At 55.9% G+C, this 23,807-nt stretch carries 19 protein-coding genes and 2 CRISPR repeat arrays; of the genes, 11 read left to right on the top strand and 8 right to left on the bottom strand.

Annotation, left to right across the window (positions count from 1 at the left end; genetic code table 11):
• Positions 1-7 precede the first annotated feature (7 nt).
• From aceF to AB3U87_RS09450, 8 genes are all read left to right on the top strand, one after another.
• Positions 8-1,900, top strand: a complete 1,893-nt coding sequence (gene aceF, locus AB3U87_RS09485) for a pyruvate dehydrogenase complex dihydrolipoyllysine-residue acetyltransferase (RefSeq protein ID WP_394148889.1) — start codon at positions 8-10, stop codon at positions 1,898-1,900.
• A gap of 171 nt (positions 1,901-2,071) precedes the next feature.
• Positions 2,072-3,496 (top strand): dihydrolipoyl dehydrogenase, encoded by a 1,425-nt coding sequence (gene lpdA, locus AB3U87_RS09480; protein WP_125289022.1) that lies wholly within the window; start codon positions 2,072-2,074, stop codon positions 3,494-3,496.
• Positions 3,497-3,851: 355 nt separating this feature from the next.
• Positions 3,852-4,540: a CRISPR direct-repeat array (repeat unit 28 nt; unit sequence GTTCACTGCCGCACAGGCAGCTTAGAAA).
• Between the two features lie 388 nt (positions 4,541-4,928).
• Positions 4,929-7,526, top strand: a complete 2,598-nt coding sequence (acnB, locus tag AB3U87_RS09475) for a bifunctional aconitate hydratase 2/2-methylisocitrate dehydratase (protein ID WP_394148888.1) — start codon at positions 4,929-4,931, stop codon at positions 7,524-7,526.
• A 262-nt stretch (positions 7,527-7,788) separates the two neighbouring features.
• Positions 7,789-8,176: a CRISPR direct-repeat array (repeat unit 28 nt; unit sequence GTTCACTGCCGCACAGGCAGCTTAGAAA).
• A gap of 440 nt (positions 8,177-8,616) precedes the next feature.
• Positions 8,617-9,474, top strand: a complete 858-nt coding sequence (locus AB3U87_RS09470) for an SUMF1/EgtB/PvdO family nonheme iron enzyme (RefSeq protein ID WP_301251425.1) — start codon at positions 8,617-8,619, stop codon at positions 9,472-9,474.
• Complete coding sequence (locus tag AB3U87_RS09465) at positions 9,464-10,003, top strand: carbapenem self-resistance protein CarG family protein (protein WP_394148887.1); 540 nt, start codon at positions 9,464-9,466, stop codon at positions 10,001-10,003. Before AB3U87_RS09470 ends, AB3U87_RS09465 begins: the two co-directional genes overlap by 11 nt.
• On the top strand, positions 10,000-10,560 hold the full coding sequence (locus AB3U87_RS09460) for a CpmK protein (RefSeq protein ID WP_394148886.1): 561 nt from the start codon (positions 10,000-10,002) through the stop codon (positions 10,558-10,560). Before AB3U87_RS09465 ends, AB3U87_RS09460 begins: the two co-directional genes overlap by 4 nt.
• Before the next feature lie 281 nt (positions 10,561-10,841).
• The gene (yacL, locus tag AB3U87_RS09455) at positions 10,842-11,204 is read left to right on the top strand and encodes a protein YacL (protein WP_369895511.1); all 363 of its coding nucleotides are present in this window, start codon (positions 10,842-10,844) and stop codon (positions 11,202-11,204) included.
• 124 nt (positions 11,205-11,328) lie between these two features.
• Positions 11,329-12,288, top strand: a complete 960-nt coding sequence (locus AB3U87_RS09450; protein WP_253455251.1) for a 2-keto-3-deoxygluconate permease — start codon at positions 11,329-11,331, stop codon at positions 12,286-12,288.
• Positions 12,289-12,421: 133 nt separating this feature from the next.
• Here AB3U87_RS09450 and AB3U87_RS09445 read toward each other — a convergent pair whose 3' ends face one another.
• The 7 genes from AB3U87_RS09445 to AB3U87_RS09415 all read right to left on the bottom strand — a co-directional run bounded on the left by AB3U87_RS09445 (position 12,422) and on the right by AB3U87_RS09415 (position 19,720).
• Positions 12,422-13,711, bottom strand: coding sequence for a glycoside hydrolase family 28 protein (locus AB3U87_RS09445; RefSeq protein WP_394148885.1), 1,290 nt, complete (start codon positions 13,709-13,711; stop codon positions 12,422-12,424).
• A gap of 122 nt (positions 13,712-13,833) precedes the next feature.
• Complete coding sequence (locus AB3U87_RS09440; protein WP_253455249.1) at positions 13,834-14,511, bottom strand: SDR family NAD(P)-dependent oxidoreductase; 678 nt, start codon at positions 14,509-14,511, stop codon at positions 13,834-13,836.
• Positions 14,508-14,984, bottom strand: coding sequence for a NanQ anomerase/TabA/YiaL family protein (locus AB3U87_RS09435; protein WP_301730701.1), 477 nt, complete (start codon positions 14,982-14,984; stop codon positions 14,508-14,510). The genes AB3U87_RS09440 and AB3U87_RS09435 overlap by 4 nt, the downstream gene beginning before the upstream one ends.
• Positions 14,981-16,159, bottom strand: coding sequence for a sialidase family protein (locus AB3U87_RS09430; protein WP_370734572.1), 1,179 nt, complete (start codon positions 16,157-16,159; stop codon positions 14,981-14,983). Before AB3U87_RS09430 ends, AB3U87_RS09435 begins: the two co-directional genes overlap by 4 nt.
• Position 16,160: 1 nt before the next feature.
• Complete coding sequence (locus AB3U87_RS09425) at positions 16,161-17,576, bottom strand: sodium:solute symporter family protein (RefSeq protein WP_253455246.1); 1,416 nt, start codon at positions 17,574-17,576, stop codon at positions 16,161-16,163.
• A gap of 98 nt (positions 17,577-17,674) precedes the next feature.
• Positions 17,675-18,559 (bottom strand): dihydrodipicolinate synthase family protein, encoded by an 885-nt coding sequence (locus AB3U87_RS09420; protein ID WP_253455243.1) that lies wholly within the window; start codon positions 18,557-18,559, stop codon positions 17,675-17,677.
• A gap of 15 nt (positions 18,560-18,574) precedes the next feature.
• Positions 18,575-19,720 (bottom strand): iron-containing alcohol dehydrogenase, encoded by a 1,146-nt coding sequence (locus tag AB3U87_RS09415; RefSeq protein ID WP_301251414.1) that lies wholly within the window; start codon positions 19,718-19,720, stop codon positions 18,575-18,577.
• A 188-nt stretch (positions 19,721-19,908) separates the two neighbouring features.
• Between AB3U87_RS09415 and dtnK the strand changes: the two genes are divergently transcribed.
• From dtnK to AB3U87_RS09400, 3 genes are read left to right on the top strand one after another with little or no spacing between them, the layout of a single operon-like run.
• A complete protein-coding gene (dtnK, locus tag AB3U87_RS09410) occupies positions 19,909-21,204 on the top strand; it encodes a D-threonate kinase (protein WP_394148884.1) in 1,296 nt (431 codons plus the stop codon).
• Entirely contained in the window at positions 21,197-22,177 is a 981-nt protein-coding gene (locus tag AB3U87_RS09405; RefSeq protein WP_394148883.1) for a D-threonate 4-phosphate dehydrogenase, read from the top strand. Before dtnK ends, AB3U87_RS09405 begins: the two co-directional genes overlap by 8 nt.
• Before the next feature lie 6 nt (positions 22,178-22,183).
• Positions 22,184-22,948 carry a DeoR/GlpR family DNA-binding transcription regulator gene (locus AB3U87_RS09400; RefSeq protein ID WP_125289038.1) on the top strand — a complete coding sequence of 255 codons (765 nt, stop codon included), beginning with the start codon at positions 22,184-22,186 and terminating at the stop codon, positions 22,946-22,948.
• Between the two features lie 45 nt (positions 22,949-22,993).
• Here AB3U87_RS09400 and speD read toward each other — a convergent pair whose 3' ends face one another.
• Positions 22,994-23,803 (bottom strand): adenosylmethionine decarboxylase, encoded by an 810-nt coding sequence (speD, locus tag AB3U87_RS09395; RefSeq protein WP_125289039.1) that lies wholly within the window; start codon positions 23,801-23,803, stop codon positions 22,994-22,996.
• Positions 23,804-23,807 lie beyond the last annotated feature (4 nt).

Genomic DNA, 23,807 nt, shown 5'->3' with positions numbered 1-23,807 from the left:
AAGAGTAATGGCTATCGAAATTAAAGTACCGGACATCGGTTCCGACGAAGTGGAAGTCACCGAGATCCTGGTCAAGGTCGGCGACAAAGTGGAAGCAGAGCAGTCGTTGATCGTCGTTGAAGGCGACAAAGCCTCAATGGAAGTGCCTTCGCCAGAAGCGGGCGTGGTCAAAGAAATTAAAATTTCTACCGGCGACAAAGTGGAAACCGGCTCGCTGATTATGATCTTTGAATCTGCCGACACGGCTGCGCCAGCGCCAGCCAAAGCGGAAGCAAAAGAAGAGAAGAAAGAAGCGGCGCCGGCTGCCAAAGCGGAAAGCAAAGAGGTCAACGTGCCGGACATCGGTGGTGATGAAGTTGAAGTCACCGAGATCCTGGTCAAGGTTGGCGATAAAGTCGAAGCCGAGCAGTCGCTGATTACCGTCGAAGGCGACAAGGCCTCAATGGAAGTGCCTGCGCCGTTTGCCGGCACGGTAAAAGAGATCAAAATCGCGACCGGCGACAAAGTCAGCACCGGCTCGCTGATTATGATCTTCGAAGCGGAAGGCGCAGCACCGGCCGAAGCGCCGAAGCCAGCAATGAAAGAAGAAGCGGCAGCGGCGCCTGCGGCGACCAGCGGCGCGAAAGAAGTGCAGGTGCCGGACATCGGCGGCGACGAAGTTGAAGTCACCGAGGTGATGGTTAAGGTTGGCGACAAAGTCGAAGCCGAGCAGTCACTGATCACCGTCGAAGGCGACAAGGCCTCGATGGAAGTGCCTGCGCCGTTTGCCGGCACGGTAAAAGAGATCAAAATCGCGACCGGTGACAAAGTCAGCACCGGCTCGCTGATTATGATCTTTGAAGTGGCAGGCGCGGCGCCTGCTCCGGCAGCGAAACAGGAAGCGGCTCCGGCTCCGCAGGAAGCCAAAGCGGCGCCTGCTACGGCACCGGCTCCGGCGAAAGCGGAAGCAAAAGGCGACTTCTCCGAGAACGACGCCTACGTCCACGCCACGCCGGTTATCCGTCGTCTGGCGCGCGAGTTCGGCGTTAACCTGGCGAAGGTAAAAGGTACGGGACGTAAAGGCCGTATTCTGAAAGAAGACGTGCAGGCGTACGTGAAAGACGCGGTGAAACGCGCCGAGACCGCGCCAGCGGCTGCCGCCAGCGGCGGTGGTCTGCCAGGCATGCTGCCGTGGCCGAAAGTGGACTTCAGCAAGTTCGGCGAAATCGAAGAAGTCGAGCTGGGCCGCATCCAGAAAATCTCTGGCGCGAACCTGAGCCGTAACTGGGTGATGATCCCGCACGTTACGCACTTCGACAAAACCGATATCACCGATCTGGAAGCGTTCCGTAAACAGCAGAACGCCGAAGCCGAGAAGCGCAAGCTGGACGTGAAATACACGCCGGTTGTGTTCATTATGAAAGCCGTTGCCGCCGCGCTGGAGCAGATGCCGCGCTTTAACAGCTCGCTTTCTGAAGACGCGCAGAAGCTGACGTTGAAAAAATATATCAACATCGGCGTGGCGGTCGATACGCCTAACGGCCTGGTGGTTCCGGTCTTTAAGGACGTGAATAAAAAAGGCATCACCGAGCTTTCCCGCGAGCTGATGGCAACCTCGAAAAAAGCGCGCGACGGCAAGCTGACGGCCAGCGACATGCAGGGCGGCTGCTTCACTATCTCCAGCCTTGGCGGTCTTGGCACCACGCACTTTGCGCCGATCGTCAACGCGCCGGAAGTAGCTATCCTGGGCGTCTCTAAATCCGCGATGGAGCCGGTCTGGAACGGTAAAGAGTTTGTGCCGCGTCTGATGATGCCAATCTCTCTTTCCTTCGACCACCGCGTTATCGACGGGGCTGACGGTGCCCGCTTTATCACCATCGTCGGCAATCTGTTAGCCGATATTCGCCGACTGGTGATGTAAAAGTACTCTGGCCGGCTTATGCCGGCCTTCTTATAGCCGACTCTCGCTGTTTTAGTCGACAAGTTGTGATGGTTTGGGGCAGGTTGTTTGCACTCTGTTAACAATTCTGTAAACTCTTGCCCTGAATACGAACCGGTGGATGGATATCCGCCAGTTAACTAAGAGGTCATGATGAGTACAGAAATTAAAACTCAGGTCGTGGTACTTGGGGCAGGTCCGGCAGGTTACTCTGCGGCATTTCGCGCTGCTGATTTAGGTCTGGAGACCGTGATTGTTGAGCGTTACAGCACCCTGGGCGGCGTTTGCCTGAACGTGGGCTGTATTCCTTCCAAAGCGCTGCTGCACGTGGCGAAAGTCATTGAAGAAGCCAAAGCGCTGGAAGAACACGGCGTGGTGTTCGGCAAGCCGCAAACCGACATCAACAAAATCCGTACCTGGAAAGAGAAGGTCATTAATCAGCTGACCGGCGGTCTGGCCGGTATGGCGAAAGGCCGTAAAGTGAAAGTGGTCACCGGCGAAGCTAAGTTCACCGGCGCGAACACTATGTTCGTTGACGGCGAAAACGGCGGCACCACTATCAACTTCGATAACGCGATTATCGCTGCCGGTTCTCGTCCTATTCAGCTGCCGTTTATTCCGCATGAAGATCCACGTGTGTGGGATTCCACCGCCGCGCTGGAGCTGAAAGAAGTGCCTGAGCGTATGCTGGTCATGGGCGGCGGCATCATCGGCCTGGAAATGGGTACCGTTTATCACGCGCTGGGTTCTCAGATTGACGTGGTTGAGATGTTCGATCAGGTGATCCCTGCGGCCGATAAAGACGTGGTGAAAGTCTTCACCAGGCGCATCGAGAAGCAGTTCAACCTGATGCTGGAAACCAAAGTGACCGCGGTAGAAGCCAAAGAAGATGGTATCTACGTCACGATGGAAGGCAAAAAAGCGCCTGCTGAACCACAGCGTTACGACGCGGTGCTGGTGGCGATTGGCCGCGTGCCGAACGGTAAAGGTCTGGATGCCGGTAAAGCGGGCGTGGAAGTGGACGATCGCGGCTTTATCCGTGTCGATAAGCAGATGCGTACCAACGTGCCGCACATTTTCGCTATCGGCGACATCGTTGGTCAGCCAATGCTGGCGCATAAAGGCGTGCACGAAGGCCACGTAGCGGCGGAAGTGATCTCCGGCAAGAAGCACTACTTCGATCCAAAAGTGATCCCATCTATCGCCTATACCGAGCCGGAAGTTGCCTGGGTTGGCCTGACCGAGAAAGAAGCGAAAGAGAAGGGCATCAGCTACGAGACGGCGACCTTCCCGTGGGCGGCATCAGGCCGTGCTATCGCTTCCGATTGCGCAGACGGCATGACCAAGCTGATTTTCGATAAAGAGACGCATCGCGTGATCGGCGGGGCCGTTGTTGGCACCAACGGCGGCGAGCTGCTGGGCGAAATCGGTCTGGCTATCGAAATGGGCTGCGACGCCGAAGATATCGCGCTGACTATCCATGCTCACCCGACGCTGCACGAGTCGGTAGGCCTGGCGGCGGAAATCTTCGAAGGCAGCATCACCGATCTGCCAAATGCGAAAGCGAAGAAGAAGTAAGCGCTAAAAGCATTCGAAGCGGCTCCGAAAGGGGCCGTTTTTTTATCTCATTTCCGCGTCATTTTTCTGATTAAACGCCTGCAAATACTCAATAAAACAGCGCAGCGCCATTCCTTTGATGAAAAATGCAAGACTTATAGTGTGCAGGGTTATCCGATTATAACTGCGTTTTTTGCCACGAAAGTGGGTAGCAGGCCGCGGATGAGTTTAAAGCAGGGCGCTGAAACCCTTTTTTTGAGGGGTATTTCAACGGGCTGTTTTATAAGGAGATTAAGTAATGGATGAAAAAGAGGGGTTTTATCGGGTTTTGGTCAAAATTCTTTTAACATAAGTGCGTTATGTTGTGTCGCCAACTGTTCACTGCCGTACAGGCAGCTTAGAAATCAAGGAGACGGCTATGCCAGAAAAAGGACTTGTTCACTGCCGTACAGGCAGCTTAGAAATGACAGATCTATTGCAGCAGAGAAAAACCTGTGTTCACTGCCGTACAGGCAGCTTAGAAAGTCTACCACGCCGCTAACGGCATCAGCAGCACGTTCACTGCCGTACAGGCAGCTTAAAAATTAACCGGCGGGGAACCCCGCCGGATATTATTGTTCACTGCCGTACAGGCAGCTTAGAAATTAATTGCATCTTCACCGCAATAGAAAGAGCCGTTCACTGCCGCACAGGCAGCTTAGAAAAACAGTTCTGTACGCAGCCTGGCATGCTCCAAGTTCACTGCCGCACAGGCAGCTTAGAAAGATAGCAGTGCCTGGATTTCAGTAACCAGGCTGTTCACTGCCGCACAGGCAGCTTAGAAACTGAGAACGAGGCGGCTACCGAAGAAAAACTAGTTCACTGCCGCACAGGCAGCTTAGAAAATTAAGCGGCGCGGCCATGTGTCTTTACCGAAAGTTCACTGCCGCACAGGCAGCTTAGAAATCAAGACAAGGCCATACCGGCCCGCTCAGTGGGTTCACTGCCGCACAGGCAGCTTAGAAAATACATTCGACCACGCGCCGCTGATTTGGATCGTTCACTGCCGCACAGACAGCTCAGAAATGTAGGCTCAAGGGGCCGCAGGCGTTCCCTTTATTATTCACTGCCGTATAGGCAGCTCGGCCGTCCCAATTAATATCCCGTCCTGCTATCCCTATAACGGCTAGTTAATCCACCGCCACGCTCGCAATACAAAAAGTGCGGATAACCAGGCAACACGGTGCAGTTGCCGTCCCCGCAAGCCGCTTAAAAGGCCTTTCCGGTCGAGTAATCCGTGCCTGATCCACTCTGTTAATGATGTTGCTTTTTTGTAAACAGATTAACACCGCATCAAAATCCTGCTATGCTGGCCCTCGCGAAACCGGGCACCTTACCCTACAGAAAAGAGCGCAAAGCATTTGCGATAAGCCTGAAGGCGCCCGGTCATTACACTGTGAGCGAGGAGAACGTCGTGCTAGAAGAATACCGTAAGCACGTTGCCGAGCGTGCTGCCGAAGGGATCGTTCCTAAACCATTAGATGCTTCCCAAATGGCCGCGCTGGTTGAACTGCTGAAAAACCCGCCAGCGGGTGAAGAAGAATTCCTGTCCGATCTGTTGATTAATCGAGTTCCGCCGGGCGTTGACGAAGCGGCCTATGTAAAAGCCGGATTCCTGGCTGCTGTCGCCAAAGGCGAAGCGACCTCTCCTCTGGTTACTCCTGAAAAAGCGATTGAACTGCTGGGCACCATGCAGGGCGGCTACAACATCCATCCGCTGATTGACGCGCTGGATGACGAAAAGCTGGCGCCGATTGCCGCTAAAGCCTTGTCCCACACGCTGCTGATGTTCGACAGCTTCTACGACGTAGAAGAAAAAGCCAAAGCCGGCAACCCACACGCAAAACAGATCCTGCAATCCTGGGCAGATGCCGAATGGTATCTTTCCCGTCCGGAGCTGGCGGAAAAAATCACCGTCACCGTGTTCAAGGTCACCGGCGAAACCAATACCGACGATCTTTCTCCTGCACCTGATGCCTGGTCACGCCCGGATATCCCTCTGCACGCGCTGGCGATGTTGAAGAATACCCGCGAAGGCATCGAGCCGGATCAGCCTGGTGCCGTTGGCCCGATCAAACAGATCGAGGCGCTTCAGGCCAAAGGCTTCCCGCTGGCTTATGTCGGCGACGTAGTCGGCACCGGTTCTTCCCGTAAATCCGCCACCAACTCGGTGCTGTGGTTTATGGGCGACGACATCCCTTACGTGCCGAACAAAAAAGGCGGCGGCGTGGTGCTGGGTAACAACATTGCGCCAATCTTCTTCAACACGATGGAAGATGCTGGCGCGCTGCCAATTGAAGTGGATGTGCAAAACCTGCATATGGGCGATGTTATCGACATCTATCCTTATAAAGGCGAAGTCCGTAACCACGAGACGGGCGAAGTGTTAGCTAACTTTGCGCTGAAAACTGACGTTCTGCTCGATGAAGTTCGTGCGGGTGGTCGTATCCCGCTGATCATCGGTCGCGGTCTGACGACTAAAGCTCGTGAAGCGCTGGGCCTGCCGCAAAGCGACGTGTTCCGTCAGGCGAAAGACGTGGCGGCAAGCACGCGCGGCTACTCGCTGGCGCAGAAAATGGTTGGCCGCGCCTGTGGTACGGAAGGTGTGCGTCCGGGCGCATACTGCGAGCCAAAAATGACTTCCGTGGGTTCGCAGGACACCACCGGCCCAATGACCCGTGACGAGCTGAAAGACCTGGCCTGCCTGGGCTTCTCTGCCGATCTGGTGATGCAGTCTTTCTGCCACACGGCAGCTTATCCGAAGCCGGTTGACGTCTCTACGCACCACACGCTGCCGGACTTTATTATGAACCGTGGCGGCGTATCGCTGCGTCCAGGCGACGGCATTATCCACAGCTGGCTGAACCGTATGCTGCTGCCGGATACCGTAGGAACAGGCGGCGACTCGCATACCCGTTTCCCAATCGGCATCTCTTTCCCGGCCGGTTCCGGGCTGGTGGCGTTTGCGGCGGCAACCGGCGTGATGCCTCTGGATATGCCAGAGTCCGTGCTGGTGCGCTTCAAGGGCAAAATGGAGCCGGGCATTACGCTGCGCGATTTGGTTCACGCCATTCCGCTGTATGCCATCAAGCAGGGCCTGCTGACCGTGGAGAAGAAGGGCAAGAAAAACATCTTCTCCGGCCGCATCCTGGAAATCGAAGGCCTGCCGGATCTGAAAGTCGAACAGGCGTTTGAGCTGTCCGATGCGTCCGCCGAGCGTTCTGCGGCTGGCTGTACGATCAAGCTGGGCAAAGATCCTATTATTGAATACCTCAACTCCAATATCGTGCTGCTGAAGTGGATGATTGCGGAAGGCTACGGCGATCGCCGCACGCTGGAACGTCGTATTCAGGGAATGGAAAAATGGCTGGCGGATCCGCAGCTGCTGGAAGGCGATGCGGATGCGGAATACGCGGCGGTTATCGAAATCGATCTGGCTGAAATCAAAGAGCCAATCCTGTGCGCGCCAAACGATCCGGATGATGCTCGTCTGCTGTCGGACGTGCAGGGCGAGAAGATTGACGAGGTCTTTATCGGTTCCTGTATGACCAACATCGGTCACTTCCGTGCCGCCGGTAAGCTGCTGGACAGTCATAAAGGCCAGCTGCCAACGCGCCTGTGGGTGGCTCCGCCAACCAAGATGGATGCGGCGCAGCTGACGGAAGAGGGTTACTACAGCGTCTTTGGCAAGAGCGGCGCGCGTATCGAAATCCCTGGCTGTTCACTGTGCATGGGTAACCAGGCACGCGTGGCGGACGGTGCGACGGTGGTTTCCACCTCAACCCGTAACTTCCCGAACCGCCTGGGCACCGGCGCGAACGTTTATCTGGCTTCAGCAGAGCTGGCTGCGGTCGCTTCGCTGTTGGGCAAACTGCCAACGCCGGACGAATATCAGCAGTTTATGGCGCAGGTTGATAAGACGGCGGTGGATACTTATCGCTATCTGAACTTCGATCAGCTGAGCCAGTATACGGAGAAAGCCGACGGCGTGATTTTCCAGACTGCGGTTTAAATCCTCAATAAGCGTTATTCAGAGCCGAATAGCGCTTTCGCGGTAAATAAAAGTCCGGGGCTGTTTTCAGTCCCGGATTTTTTATGGGCGTAAATCAGAGGATCGTATGAAGGAATCAGGCAGGTTCTTTGAAACCCTTTTTTAGAGTGGTTATTTAATCTATTGATTTTAAGTGGTTTTAATGAAGGGCTAAAAAAAGGGTTTTTACCCGAGATAGGTCAATTTTCCCTGCAATACATGATGTTAAACTGAAAGCGTTACTGTTCACTGCCGCACAGGCAGCTTAGAAAGCCCTGCCCAGTTGTTTTATAAGCAACTTCAAGTTCACTGCCGCACAGGCAGCTTAGAAAAGCTGAAAGATGGCAGCACTATGCGCGTGGCCGTTCACTGCCGCACAGGCAGCTTAGAAATGAGAGCGGGAGGGTTATAAAAATTTCTGCTGGTTCACTGCCGCACAGGCAGCTTAGAAAAGAACTGCGCCCCATCATCAGTCCACATCTCAGTTCACTGCCGCACAGGCAGCTTAGAAAACGTAGCGCCAGTCGTGCAGCGCGATGCCGCAGTTCACTGCCGCACAGGCAGCTTAGAAAATTTCGGTTACGCAGCTTTTAAAGCGCTCAGTGTTCACTGCCGTACAGGCAGTTTAAAATCAGGGAATGATACGTATCCGCCATTTTTATCCCTAAGCACCACTCTTACCCTCCTATGGCAAAAGTGAACGCCAGGAGACATTTCTGTGCCCCTTCAGATAAGCCGCTACCTTGCCGTCCATTTAAAAAGGAAAATAGTGTAGCGGCAAACGCTCAGGAAAAATAACGTCGGATAAAAGCGCAGTCCAACAAGAAAAGATAATATAGATGTGGGCTGAAAACTAAAGCTGACTTATGCCGACAAACCACGCATTGCCTGTTTATAAATTAGCGCATGATAAATCACTACGCAAAAAAAATGATACAGCGTCTCATTATTTTTCAGGAAGGGCAGGTAAGCGCATAACCTTCCTTTTAAAGACCAGTTCGGTTATTGTGTGAATGTCCCTATACTGGTTTTGAAAATATCCTGTAACTATCTTCTGATATGTCGAGGCTCAATGAACATCCTGGCAAGAAATCTCATCATCTTTCTATGCTTCTTTTCTTATAAGGTTTTTGCTCAACCCGATATCTCTGAAGTTTTAATAAAGGGCGGTGATTATTACGTAGGCGACGTTTTTGGCAAACACGACTATGCACAGCATGCCAATGCAAAAATAAAAAGCTTTTACATCATGCAAACCGAGGTTAGCTACGCGCTTTATCAACAGATCTATGCGTGGGGGCAGAATAATAACTATTTGTTTAACCCCGGCTGCAATGGCGCTATTTATGAAGATTGTCGCGAGCCTGATTACGAACAGGGAAAGCATCCGGTAACTAATATCGAATGGGGCGATGCCGTTGTCTTTGCCAATGCGTTAAGCGTGTTACAGCATTTGCAGCCCGTCTATCTGACGAACAAAGGAGCTATTGTCTATAATGTTGAAGAGACTGACAACCTGCATGAGGACAGCCACGCAGACGGTTATCGCTTACCTGATATTAATGAATGGCAGGTAGCCGCGCGAGGCGGAGAAAAAGCAGTAGCCAAAGGTCGCTATGGCAATCGTTTTTCTGGCAGTGACAGAGCCGACAGCGTTGCCTGGTATCCACCGTTTAACAGTCAGCAATTTGGCACGGCCAAAGTAAGTTCGTTAAAACCAAATGATGCGGATATTTATGATATGAGCGGTAACGTCTATGAATGGATAAACGACAAAAGTGAGACGGCAGGCGTTGCCATGCACTATTTTTGCGGAGGAAGCTATATTGCCCATTCTGCTTCCCTGGCAAGCTGTGACTCGCATAGTGCAAAATTCGTCATGTCTGATATCGGTTTTCGCCTGGTCAGGAATGCCGTCAGTGAAAAATAAATTTTTACTGATGGGTCTGCTTTTTTCAGGATTCGCCAGCGCTCAGGCTGAATACGTTTCTTTACACAGCGGGCAGAACGTTATTGATATTAATGCCGATGGTCTGAAAGATATTTTGTTTATCGCGGATTATGAAAATAACACGTCTCATCCCAGCCAGACGATGAATGTTTTTATAAAAAATAAGCAGGGTGGTTACAACAGCGTTCCCTGCCCGCAGGCCAGCGGTTTTACATGGGCCGATATCAGGCTTTCCGCCTCTGGCGTTAAAATATATGATTACAGATTGCTCGTTTACCACAACGGATATTCTGTAGTTAGCGCTGAAAAATTCGCTACTGATAATGATGGCAGCGACGTATTGAACTCAGGCCTGGTCAGGATAAATCGCTATGTTATAACGGAAGGGGAAAACGATCCGGGCGTCCCTGCGTTTCAATGGAGCCTGGCGGGAAGCTACATCACCAAAGAAAAATTCAACGACGTGGACGAAGCGCTTAAAAATATTAATATGGATGAGTTTAAATGAAAGCAATTATCATGCTGGCGGCAGCGTTATTTACTGTATCTTGTCATGCCAGTAACGCTGGCGTGAATGATAATAACTATAAAGCGGCGATACAGCAGGCATTAGATAACCAGCCGCCACTTTGTCTTGGCGAGAAAATCTGGCCAGCCGTTACAAATACGCAGGGCTATAGCTGGATAAATGCAAAAATGGAGGCGTTAAAAGAGGCCGGTCTGATTACTAAAAAAACTACAGGCGGAAAAATAGACTGGCGGCTGACCACATACGGCCAAAAAGCTTTCAACCAGTCCGGTGACTTTTGCTACGGTAATTTTAAGGTTAGTAAGATAACCGATCTCAATCATCATAACGATGGCACGGTGACCGTTGATTTTACCTACCAGATAACCGCTTTACCCGCATGGGCTAAAAACAAAGCCGTCAGAGTGGCCTATACCGATCTGGATAATGACGTTATGGGGATCGGCCATGCCAGATATGAAATCGTTTTCCGAAAAGAAAATTCAGGCAAGCTGGTGGTGCTTTCTCCACCTTCGCAGCTCGATCTACTTTACTGAAGCTAATTAATCCAATGTTTTTAGCCCTTTTCTGTATGCCGAACGGCCCGAAGTTTAGTGTATATGCATTATAGCGAGTTTATCTTACGTTCCCGGACAGAGCCGCCCGAGCGGTTGATCATACGTCTGCCGTTTTTGCGAGATCGTTGTTTCATTTCTTCTCTCTTTCCTTTTCTTTGGCCCTTATGCTGCGATAATAGAAAGGTTAACCCGTTCACAGGAGCGGGCCGGCGCAGGCGGCAGATTGAGGCCGCAGCCCGGTAAGGTCAGAGGAAAGCAGTATGGAATATGAATTTTTACGCGACGTTACCGGCACGGTAAAAGTACGCATGTCGATGGGGCATGAAGCTATCGGCCACTGGTTTAATGAAGAGGCAGCGGACAATTTAGCGCTGCTGGATGAGGTAGAGGCCGCCGTCGCCGAAGTGAAAGGCAGCGAGCGCCAGTGGCAGCGCGTGGGCCGCGAATATACGATCTGGCTGGATGAAGAAGAGGTGATCGTGCGCGCCAATCTGCTCAGTATTGAAGGCGACGAGATGGAAGAGGGCATGAGCTACTACGATGAAGAGAGCCTGTGCTTCTGCGGCGTCGAGGATTTTCTGGCGGTGATTGCCGCCTATCGCGGTTTTCTTCAGGGGCGTTGATCCGCCTTCTTTGACATTTTTTAATCAATCTGGATGCTTTTATCTGCGATCGTGATCGTTTTTATTCACTTTTGATTCATTAGAATCAAACGGGGGGATAACCTTAAAACGAGGCAGGATGCTGATGAAACTGAAAAGGATGATTGAGAAAATTCCCGGCGGCATGATGGTCGTGCCGCTGGTTGCCGGAACCACCCTCAATACCTTCGCGCCACAGCTGCTGGAAATCGGCGGCTTCACCACGGCCTTGTTTAAACAGGGCGCCGCGCCGCTTATTGGCGCTTTTTTAATCTGCATGGGGGCCGGCATCGGTTTCGGCGCGGCACCTCGCGCCATTCTTCAGGGCGGCAGCATTACGCTGGTTAAGCTGCTCGTCGCGGTGGCGCTTGGGTTTGCTGTCGATAAGTTCATGGGGGCGGAAGGCGTTTGGGGGCTGAGCAGCGTAGCGATTATTGCCGCGATGAGCAATGCCAACGGCGGTCTCTATGCGGCGCTGGTCGGGGAGTTCGGCAGCGAAAGCGATATCGGCGCGATCCCGCTGATGACGTTGAGCGATGGTCCCTTTTTCACGCTGATTGCGTTGGGCGCGGCCGGTATGGCTTCCGTCCCGCTGATGGCGCTGGTTGCCGTGATCGTGCCGCTACTGGTCGGCATGATGCTGGGGAATCTTGATGCCGATATGCGGCAGTTTCTTACCGCTGGCGGGCCGCTGCTGATCCCCTTCTTCGCTTTTGCGCTGGGCACGGGGATCGATCTGGCGATGCTGATTGAAGGCGGCCTGGCTGGCGTCGCGTTGGGCCTGCTGACTACTTTTTTCGGCGGCTTTTTTAACGTTCGTATCGATCGCCTCGTTGGCGGAACGGGAATAGCAGGCGCCGCGGCCTCCAGTACGGCGGGGAACGCGGTTGCCACCCCGTTGGCAATTGCGCAAGCCGATCCTTCTCTTCTGCACGTGGCTTCCGCCGCTACGCCGCTGATTGCCGCTTCTGTGATCACCACGGCCATCCTTACCCCGTTATTTACCTCATGGATAGCCAGGCGCAACGTCCGGCAAAGCGTTGCCGCCCAAAAGGTCGAGCAATAGACAGGCTGAGGGATGCAGGGCAGGTGCACGGTTTGCCGTTAAGTTTTTGCGGCAGCAACGCAAATCCGGTGCGCCCGAGAATTATTGCAGCAGGCCGGATAAGATACGGGGATGATGTGCATCCCCATCAGGTTTACCGTTCGTAAGCGTCGTTTTTTTCCAGCGTGACGGCGGGGGCATCCACGCTAACCTGTTCAAAGCTCAGCTTATTCACGCCAGCGATTTTGCCGAACTCCTGCGCCTGCAAGGTAATATGGCTGAAGTGCAGCCGTTCGATCGGACGTTCCTCTGCGCCTTCGATAAAAAATGCGCGAGAGAAATGGTGCGGCGCGGTTAAGCGGCCGGTAACGTGAGAAACGGCAATGTTTTCTACCTGCGTGAGTCCCGCCGCGCCTTCCACGCCTTCGCTGAGTTTGCGCCAGTGCGGGGGGCTATCCTCACCCACCTGCTGGCCGTAGCTGTACTGCGGAAACCAGTTAAGCTGCATCATAAAGGGATAGCTGACGTCTTCCAGCCGCAGATGGCGCACGGTAATATTCCTGATCCAGCCGCCGCGATTACGCGCAGATTTGATGCGAAAACCGACGCCGGTGCCAAAAAAGCGGTTATGTTCAATCAGCACATTTTCGATCCCGCCGGACGTTTCGCTGCCCAGCGTAATGCCGGAGCCTTTATGCAGCTCACAGTCGCGAATAACAATATCGCTCGTCGTTTTTGCCAGTCGCTGCGCTTCCGCGCCGCGTCCCGATTTGACGCAGATATTATCGTCATTGCAGGAAACCACGCATCGTTCCACGCGAACATGCTCGCACGAATCGATATCAATGCCGTCGGTACTGGGACCGGTCGCGTTACTCACCCGCAGATCCTGTAAAAAGACCCGATGCGAATAGCAAAGATGAATATTCCAGAAGCCGGATTCGCGTGAATGAAAACCGTTCAGCTCTACCGCTTCGCTCTGGTAAACCACCACGTTGCGCGGGCGCTCGCATTCGTAATCCACTACCCAGCGCAAGCCCTGCCGACTGTATTCCGCCAGCATGCCGCCGTTTTCATCCTCGCCCCAGAATTTATGCCACCAGACCGCGCCCTGGCCGTCAATCGTGCCCTCGCCCGTGATTTTCACCGCCTGACACCGGTTGATATTAACGATCCCCGCCGGCCAGAGCATATCAATACCGGCAACGCGGGTGGCGATTTTAGGGTAATCCTCCAGGTGCTGGCTGCCGAGCAAAACCGCGCCTTCGGCCAGTTCCAGCGTCATCTCGCTTTTTAAAAACAGCGAGCCGGTAAGATAGCGTCCGGCAGGGATAAGGACGCGGTCGCCCGCCGCCGCCTGGTTGATGGCGCTTTGTATCGCGCCGGTTGTTAAGGTTGTTCCGTCAGGTACCGCACCGAAATCCAGAATATTCAGGATCGCCATGTTTTTTCCTTTCCATGCTGAATAAAAAACAGGCAGGCACTATAGCATTTCTGACCGTTGCCATATTTCCTGAGATCAAAGGAGCTGCCGTTGGCGGCAGCTGCTTGCCCTTAAAACCTCGGCTACAGCGATCCGCCGCCGCAGATCACCAGCTCCTGGCCGGTGATAGCATCGGCGGCGGGGGAGAGCAGATAGCCGACCAGCGCGGCGACCTCTTCCGGCTGGATATAACGCCCGATCGGCGGCATTTTCGGCGGCGAGCTTTCCCGTCCGGGCTGGCTTAACATCGGCGTCGCCGTTGCGCCCGGCGCGACAATATTGGCGGTAATGCCGCGCGGCGCCAGCTCCGCCGCCCAGCTTCTTACCATGCCTTTCATCGCCGATTTGGTACTGACATACTGGCTGCGTCCCGCCGCGCCGGTTGAAGTGCGGCTGCCGATCAGTACAATGCGCCCGCCCGTGGGTAGCTGCGGCGCCAGCTGATTCGCCAGCACCTCTGCTACCCGAATATGCAGTTGCCAGAGCTTTTCGCTTGTCTCCTCATCCAGATCGCCCAGCGGCGCGGCCTTCATCATGCCAGCGGCGTGAATAACCGCATCGACCGGCGGCAAGCTAACCAGCGCCCGCTTCAGCGCGGCGGTGTCAAACAGATCCACCGAAAGCGAGACGAAAGCGTCGCTGTCGCGCTTAACCAGCGTGCGGCTCAGCCCGGTTACGCGCCAGCCTTCTTCCAACAGCTTATCGGCGGTGGCGGCGCCAATGCCGGAGCTGACGCCCGTGATCAACGCGTGACGGCTCATGCGCGCGCCTCCAGCATCGCCAGCGGGATCTTAAATACCGCCTTGCGTACCGCTGCCGGTTCGCCGACCGCGCAAAGCGCCTGATGCGCTTCGCCAGGATAGAAAATCACGAAATCGCCGGGCTGCAAACGCACCGAATGCGGCAGCCAGGGGCGCTCAACGATAAACAGATCCGGCTTGCGCTCTTCCGCCTGCTGGTTACGGGCATCGGCACAGGAAAAGTGGACGATCTCTTCACCCGCCAGCAGGATCTGAATATCCAGATACTGTCGGTGAAATTCGGTATGCCGCGTTGCCGCCGGTGCGGTGCGCGTCGGACTCAGCGTGCAGAACCAGCTTTCCCCTTCCGGCTGGATGCGGCCGTCATCCCGCGCCTGTAGCGCCGCCAGATGATGTTCCGGCCTGGCAAGCAGCGCGGTAAGCACGGGCGGCAGCGTTGCCATTTTCAGCGTCGACAGATTACCGGTAATCATGGGGCCTCCTTAGCCCAGGCCTCGTCCACGCAGACGTATTTAATCGCCTGGCGGAAATAGGTGTAGGCAATATGCAGTTCGCCATTGATGCCCTGTTTGATGCTGGGATAGGAGAACTCGCGGTTCAGCTTCTGCTGCGAGTTATTGGTCATGCAGTAACCGTCGCCTTCATCCAGGTTGCGTTGCCACGGCCAGCTGCGGCCGCCGTCGGCTGAAATCGCCAGCGTCATCGGCGCGCGCGGCGCCCCCCAGAACGCCGTTTTTCCGGCGTGCGTCGCGGGCGTAACGGCAGTATCGCCTTCCTCATCCTCAATTTCATCGTAGAGGGAAAGACGCCGCTCGCTGGCGCCCTCGGCGCTCATGGCGTTAAATACCAGCGCCAGATCGCCGTTGGTCAGCGTCGTGACCTGGATTGACGAGTTATTATTCGGCAGTTCCGTCGGTTGCGGCGCCGACCAGCTTTCGCCGTTATCAACGGAACGGCTGGCGTAAATATTATCCGCCCAGCGGCTGCGAAACAGCGCCAGCAGCGAGCCATCTTTCAGCAGGGTAATATTCATATGCACGCAGCCGGTGCTTTCCGGGACGGCCACGTCGCGCCAGGTTTTACCGCAGTCAGCGGAGATTTTCACCGCGCTGGTATCCTCGTTGCCGACCCATTTTTCGCCGGGCCGCGTGGTGCAGTAGAACACCGGCAGCAGCCAGTTGCCGTTGGCTAACACCACAATCGGCTGACGAATAAAGGTGCCGGGCTTGTCCAGCAGCGTGGCGATCGGCCCCCAGCTTTTGCCGAAATCCTGCGACTGACGAAAACGCACGATGGCGGTGTCCTGATTGCCGGATTTCTGCGCCGTCCACAGCAGCCACAGCACGTTGTCGGGCGCTAAAAACAGCACCGGATTTTGCTCGGAACGGCTGCTGTCGTCGGAAAGTTTCTGCGGTTCGCTCCAGCGCTCGCTGTTTTTCGCCAGCCGCGAGCACCAGATGGAGATATCGGCAATGCCTTCCTGAGTGCCGCCAAACCAGACGCAAAGCAGATCGCCATCCGGCAAAGGCAGCAGATTAGCCGCGTGATTTTGCGGGCAGGGCGAGGGCAGCATGGCGCTGCGCAGTCGCGAGGCGTTATCCGCGCGCTGCACAAGGCCGCTGCGTTCTACGGTCAGGGTTTCACTCATCTCAGGCTCCACTTTTTTGCATACGGTTGTCGGTTTTCTTCACGCTCTGACGGCTCGGGATCATATAGTCGATAGCCATAATCACCGCTGGCGTAATCAGCGCGATATACATGTTGTTGATGCCGAAAGGATCGCCCAGCACAAACCAGACGGAGGTCATTACGCAGGCGCCAATCAGCCCCCAGTTTGCGCCGCGCGCGCTTTTAAACATCGGCAGATAGAAGGCGATGATCGCCACCACGGAAATCGACAGGCGAATGGCGCGGGTAAAGAACGAAAGCTTAAGCACTTCCGGCACGAACAGCACAAAGACCAGCGGCGCAAAGCCGATTGCCAGCGACAGCCAGCGCGTCATTTTGAATTCGCGCTCCGGCGTGGGGTTGCGGTACGGCACATAGAAATCTTTTACAATCAGCGACGCGATAGCCAGCGCCACGGTGCCGACGCTGACGAAAATCGACGCGACCAGCGAGGTGGTGACGATGCCGGCCAGCCACGGGCTCATATCCTGCAAAAATACCGGCAGCGCATAGAGGCTGTTGATCTCGGGGTGCAGATATTTCGCCGCCACGCCGATCATGGCGATAGCGATACCGATAGGCAGGCAGAAGAAAAAGGCGACCCAGGTGGCGCGTCTGGCCGCCGCCGGGCTTTTAGTGGAAGAGATCGCCTGAATCACAAACTGGGTGCAGAAGATGGAGCCAATGGTGCCAATCAGCCAGGCGACGATGGTGCTGGCGCCGACATGGCCGTCCCACGTCCAGTAAAAGGACGGCATTTTCTCGACCATCGGCGTGATGCCGCCGGTCATTTTCAGCGCCACGCCAAGAATAATCAGGATGCCGACATATTTCAGCGCGCTGTGCAGCATGGTGACCCACGCCATACCTTTCATGCCGCCAAAGGCGAAATAGAAGGTGCTGACGATAGCGGTAATAAAGGCCGCAACGGGCAGATTAACTTTTAATACGGTGGAAATAGCCGCCGCGCCGCTGACGTAATTCCCTACGTTCACCAGCAGCAGCGCATAAATCATAATAATAGAGATAATATTTTTGGTGGTGCTGCCGTACTTTTCCGCTATCGCGCCGGAAATAGTAATCTTGCCGGTATTATAGATACGCTTGACCAGCAGCAGCCCGAAAATGGGAAAGCCAATTGCCGCGCCGATGACCGACCAGGAAGCGGCAAAACCATCCTCAAAGGCGGCCTGCGCCGTGCCGATGGTGGATTTGGCGCCGATATATTCTGACATCAGCATAATACCCACGATAAAAGCGGGCATAGCGCGCGACCCTTCCATAAAGTCGCCGGAGCTTTTACTTCTTAAGCGGTAAGTCAGCCAGGTGGTAAATAAAATATAGGCGACCACCATACAGATAATAATCAACGTGCCTTCAGTAGAAAACGCTTTCATTGTGATGCCTCACTATGAGCAGACGCGGCGGCCTTGCGGCTCTTTTCACGCCTTTGTAGGGTTAAGCGCCTGATGCGACGCCTGCGGTAATGGTCGGGTTACCGGGTGTACTGATTAACAATCTGGCGAATACGCTGCTCTTCTTCGGCGCTGAAGCGCACGGCATAGCGGCTTTCGCCTACGTCATAGCCCATCAGCGCCACGGCTTTTTTCACCGCCGCTGGCGAGAAGGCGACGCTGTAAAGGTCGGTGCGCAGACCGGTCACGTTTTCCTGCGCGCGGCGCGACCCCTCGATATCGCCGTCGTTAAAACGCGCCCAGATGGCGTTGATCTCTTTCGGCGCGACGTTGGCCAGCCCGGAGATGCAGGCGGCGCAGCCGTCAACAAAGCCCTGATGGATCAGCGAGTCCGGGCCGTTCAGCACGCTGAAATTTTCCGTGCCCTGCGCCGCCTGCAAAAAGCCGCTCAGGCTCTCATAACTGCCCGCGCTGTCTTTGATGCCAACGATATTGGGATGCGCGGCCAGTTTGCGCACCGTCTGCGGCTGGAGCGTGTTGCCGGTGCGGGCCGGAATGTTATACAGAAAGACCGGCACCTCCAGCGCGTCGGCGACCGCCTCGTAATGGGCGATCAGCTCCTCCTGTTTTAGCGGCACGAAGTAAGGCGTGATAACCGAAACGGCATCCACGCCCAGTCTGGCGACCTGCTTGCCCAGGCGAATGGTTTCGCGGGTGGAGATTTCGCCCACGTGCGCCACCAGCGGCGCTTTGCCCGCGACTTCCTCCACGCAGGTGGCGGTGACCGCCAGCTTTTCCTGCTCGTTAAGCACAAAAAACTCGCCGTTGGTGCCGCCGCAAAAAATACCGTTGCCAGCGGCAAGCTGGCGCTGGATCTGCTGGCGCATCGCCTGCTCGCAGTAGTCGCCGTCAGCGGTAAAAGGGGTGACGATGGCGGTCAGTACGCCGGTGATTGTGTTCATCATGGCCTCATTATTCGTTTAGTGATTCAGGGTCGGAAACAGGGTCAGATAGACCTCGCGGACGTCGTCGGCGCTGACCGCACACGGCACGTTTTTCATCAGGCGCTGCACGTCCAGCGCGGCCTCGACCAGATAAGGCAGATGCTCAGCGTTGATGCCCAGCTCGTCCAGGCTGGCAGGCAGCTTCAGGCGCTTCACCAGCGCGGCGAAATAGTCAACCAGCGCCACGGACTTCGCTTCTTCGCTCAGCGAGGCGTCAGCGTCCGGCAGCAGGTCGTAAGCCTGGGCGAACTTGCTGACCGCCGCAGGACGGACAAAACGCATACACGGTGCCAGCAAAATGGCGTTCGCCACGCCGTGCGGCAGGTGATATTTGCCGCCCAGCGGATAGGACATGGCGTGCACCAGGTGCGTACCGGCATGGGCAATGGCCGCGCCGCCGTAATACGATGCCCAGAGCATATCCAGACGCGCCGCCAGGTTATCCGGCTCCGCAATCGTCTTTTCCAGGCTGGCGAACAGCTTTTTCATGCCGATCAGCGCGTAGTTGTCGCTGACCGGATTGGCGACGGTGGCGGTGAAGCACTCAATCAGATGGCAAAGCGCATCGATGCCGGTGGAAGAGGCGATATGCGCGGGCATACTGGTGGTCAGCTCGGGCGCCAGCACCACGTAATCCGGCAGCATCACCGGCGAGATAATGCCGACCTTGGTTTCTTTCTCCGGGATAGCGAGGATCGCGTTTGGCGTGGCTTCGGAACCCGTGCCTGCGGTCGTTGGGATCAGCAGCGAGGCCGTGCGGCGCAGCGGTTTTTCACCGGCCAGCAGCGCTTCCAGCGAAGGCGCGTCCTCAACGCAGAGCACGGAAAGCAGTTTGGCGACGTCCAGCACGCTGCCGCCGCCGACGCCAGCCACCATATCCACCTTTTTCCCCGGCAGCGACGCCACTATCGCCGCCACGTCATGCTGGCTCGGCTCCGGCGGCACGCTGTCCACAATGCTCAGCGTCGCTCTGCTGCCAATCTGTTGGATCAGCGTTTGCACCGCCGGAATGCCGACAATGTTTTTATCCGTCACCAGCAGCACGTGCCGATGGTTTTGCAACAGATAGCCGATGTCGCTAAGCGCCTGGTAACCAGCAATCACGGTGCTGTTAATGGTCATAAGTCCTGTCCTGGCTGAGGGTGAATTGATTACATTTGGTCATTAACCTGCTCATTCGCGGCAGGCAGGAGGAATTTATAGGGCAAATTGATTTTGATTAATTTGACCGTGCTCACATATAATCAATTGTGATTGAATATAATCACTCCCAATGAAAACCGGCTTGTCGAACTTAGGGAGTGATGAAGATGCGCACAAAATGGAAGATGCCTGTGCTGGTGATTGCGGATGACTTTACCGGCGCGAACGATGCCGGGGTCGGGCTTGCCAACGTCGGCGCGCGGGTTCATGTGCTGTTTGATGCGGCCACGCCCACCGTGGAACAGGCCGATGCCTGGGTCGTCAATACCGACAGCCGGGCGACCAGCGCGGAACAGGCCGCCCGGCGTACCGCTGCGGCGATAGCGGGCAGAAGGGATGTGGCCCGCGACGGCTGGCTGTTTAAAAAAATCGACTCGACGCTGCGCGGCAATCCCGGCGCGGAAATCGAAGCGGCTTTACTGGCAGGCGATAAACGCGTGGCGCTGATAGCGCCAGCGGTGCCCGCGCTGGGCCGTACCACCGTAGAAGGCTGCTGCTATATCGATGGCCGCCTGCTGACGGAAACGGAATATGCCAGCGATCCTAAAACGCCGGTAAGCAGTGCCAGCATAGCGGCGCGCCTTGGCGAGCAAACCACGCTGCCGGTTGGCCTGATCCCGCTGTCGGCGCAGGCGGATCTGCGGCAACGCATCGAAGCGGCTATTGCTGACGGCAAGCGGCTGATCGTGCTGGATGCGCAAACGGACGCCGATCTGCAACGCATCATGCAGGCGGCGGACGAGCTGGACGAGCGCCCTTTGCTGGTGGGCGCCGCCGGGCTGAGCGACGCGCTGGGCAGGCGGCTGACGAGGCTGGCGCCGGGCGGGATGGCAGGCTCGCCCGCTCCGGTAAAGGCCGGGCTGGCGGTTATAGGATCGATGAGTGAAGTCGCGCAGCGGCAGATAACGCAGCTGATGCAGCAAAAGGCAATCCGGCTGATCGATGTGGATATCAGTCAGCTTTTTAGCGGCGGCGCGCCGGGACAGCGCTGGCGACAGGCGGTGACGGAGGCGCTACAGCAGGGCCGACACTGCGTGATCCGCACCTGCCAGCAGGCGGAGCAGCGTCAGGCTATCGCCTCGCTGTGCGAACGGCTCGATCTCAGCCGCCAGCAGCTTGGCGAACAGATTTGCGCTTATCTGGCGGAACTGACCGCCGACGTGCTGTGCGACGTTACGCCTTCAGCGCTTTATCTCTCCGGCGGCGACGTGGCGATAGCGGTGGCGCGCGGGCTGGGCGCGCAGGGCTTTCAGATTTCAGGGCAGGTGGCGGGCTGCGTGCCTTACGGCCATCTGCTGCAAGGTAACGACAACCTGCTGGTGCTTACCAAGGCTGGCGGTTTTGGTGATGAAAACACCCTGGTAGAAGTTTTTCGTTTTATTGAGGAGAAGGCGAGTGAGTAAAATTATTGCGGTTACCATGGGCGATCCGGCGGGTATTGGCCCGGAAATAATCATCAAATCCCTGGCGGAGGGCGAGCTTTCCGGCGCGCCTGCGGTGGTAGTGGGCTGCGCCAGCACGCTGCGGCGGATTATGACGATGGGCATTACGCCGCAGGCGGAGCTGCGGATAGTTAACAGCGTGGCCGAAGCGCGCTTTGCGCCGGGCATTATTAACGTTATCGACGAGCCGCTGGCCGATCCTGATGCGTTAAAGCCCGGCGTGGTGCAGGTAGCCGCAGGCGATTTGGCCTACCGCTGCGTGAAGCGCGCAACCGAGCTGGCGCTGGCGGGCGAAGTGCAGGCTATCGCCACCGCGCCGCTGAATAAAGAAGCGCTGCATTCGGCGGGCCATCTCTATCCCGGCCATACCGAGCTGCTGGCGAAGCTGACCGACAGCAAAAACTACGCAATGGTGCTTTATACCGATCGCCTGAAGGTGATCCACGTCACCACGCATATCGCGCTGCGTAAGTTCCTGGATACGCTCAGCCGCGAGCGGGTGGAGACGGTGATCGGCATGGCGGAAACCTTCCTCAGGCGCGTCGGCTATGATAAGCCGCGCATCGCGGTGGCGGGCGTTAATCCGCACGCGGGCGAAAACGGGCTGTTCGGCGGCGAGGAGATCGCCATCGTCGGCCCGGCCATAGAAGCCATGAAAGCGCAGGGCGTCAACGCCTTCGGCCCGTGCCCGCCGGATACAGTGTTTTTGCAGTGTTATGAAGGCCAGTACGACATCGTGGTGGCGATGTACCACGATCAGGGGCATATTCCGCTTAAGCTGCTGGGCTTTTACGACGGCGTGAATATTACCGCTGGCCTGCCGTTTATCCGCACCTCGGCCGACCACGGCACGGCGTTTGATATTGCCTGGACAGGTAAAGCGAAGTCTGAGAGCATGGCGATTTCCATTCAGCTAGCGATGCAGCTTGCATAAGGACCTATGAAGGGACAAAGTCGCCTGGACCAGATCATGGACTATCTGAAAAGCCATAATCTGGTGACTGTCGATCAGCTGGTGGCGGCGATTTCCGCGTCGCCGGCTACGATCCGACGGGATCTGATCAAACTGGATCGGGAAGGGGTCATCAGCCGGACGCACGGCGGCGTGACCCTTAACCGCTTTATTCCCGCTCAGCCCACCACGCTGGAAAAAATGCAGCGTCATCTCACGGAAAAACAGGCTATCGCCCTGGCGGCGGCCAGCCTGGTGAAAGCCAACGACGCGGTGGTGCTGGATGCCGGGACGACCATGCTGGAACTGGCGCGTCAGCTGACGCATCTGCCGCTGCGGGTGATCACCGCCGACCTGCATATCGCGCTGTTTCTGTCGGAGTTCAGGCAGATTGAGGTGACGATTATCGGCGGGCGCATCGACGACTCCAGCCAGTCCTGCATTGGCGAGCACGGGCGCAGGCTGCTGCGGAATATCTACCCGGACGTCGCGTTTGTCAGCTGTAACTCGTGGAGCCTGGAGAAGGGCATTACCACGCCGACCGAAGAAAAAGCGGGGCTGAAAGAGGATTTGCTGATCAACGCGCGACGCAGGGTGCTGTTAGCGGACAGCAGCAAATATGGTTCCTGGTCGCTGTTCTGCGCCACGCCGCTGCAAAGCCTGACCGATATCATTACCGACGAGCTGCTGGGCGAGCAGGAAGTGAAGGCGCTGAGCGGGCAGCCGTTTACGCTGACGCTGGCGAAACCCTGAGCAAAACGGGCCGCCCGCAGGCCGCCCGTGGTAGAGACCAGCTTCTTACAGCGTTTTAAAGCCTACAGAAGGAATATTGCGGCCGTAGTAAATTTCCCGCATCTCTTTCCACAGCAGGTCGGTAATGCGCTTGTGCTCCTGCGGTGTCAGATCTTCCGGGCGGGTATTGAAAAGATAATGTTTTAAATCAAACTCTTTCAGCAGCATCTTGGTATGGAAGATGTTCTCCTGATAGACGTTGACGTCCATCATGTCGTACATCGACTTCATATCTTCCGACATAAAATTCTGAATCGAGTTGATCTCGTGATCGATAAAGTGCTTCACGCCGTTCACGTCGCGGGTAAAGCCGCGCACGCGATAGTCGATGGTGACGATATCCGATTCCAGCTGGTGGATCAGATAGTTCAGCGCTTTCAGTGGCGAAATCACGCCGCAGGTCGACACCTCAATATCCGCGCGGAAGGTGCAGAGTCCGCCTTCCGGGTGGCTCTCCGGATAGGTATGCACGCAGATATGGCTTTTATCCAGGTGCGCGACCACCGAACCCGGCAGCGGGCCAGGATGCTCCGACTTATCGATATCTTTCGGATCGATCGGCTCTTCGCTCACCAGAATGGTGACGCTGGCGCCCTGTGGCTCATAGTCCTGGCGCGCAATATTCAGCACGTTAGCGCCGATAATCGAGCAGGTTTCGCTAAGGATCTCCGTCAGACGGTTGGCATTGTACTGCTCATCAATGTACGCAATGTAGCCGTCACGCTCCGCATCGGTATTCGCGTAACAGATATCGTAGATACAAAAACTCAGGCTTTTCGTCAGGTTGTTGAAGCCATGTAGTTTAAGCTTTTGCAATTTC

The organism is Erwinia plantamica (assembly GCF_043420595.1).
GTDB lineage: Bacteria > Pseudomonadota > Gammaproteobacteria > Enterobacterales > Enterobacteriaceae > Erwinia > Erwinia aeris.
The sequence above is the reverse complement of the archived record's forward strand: the minus strand, read 5'-3'. Positions and strand labels throughout refer to the sequence as shown.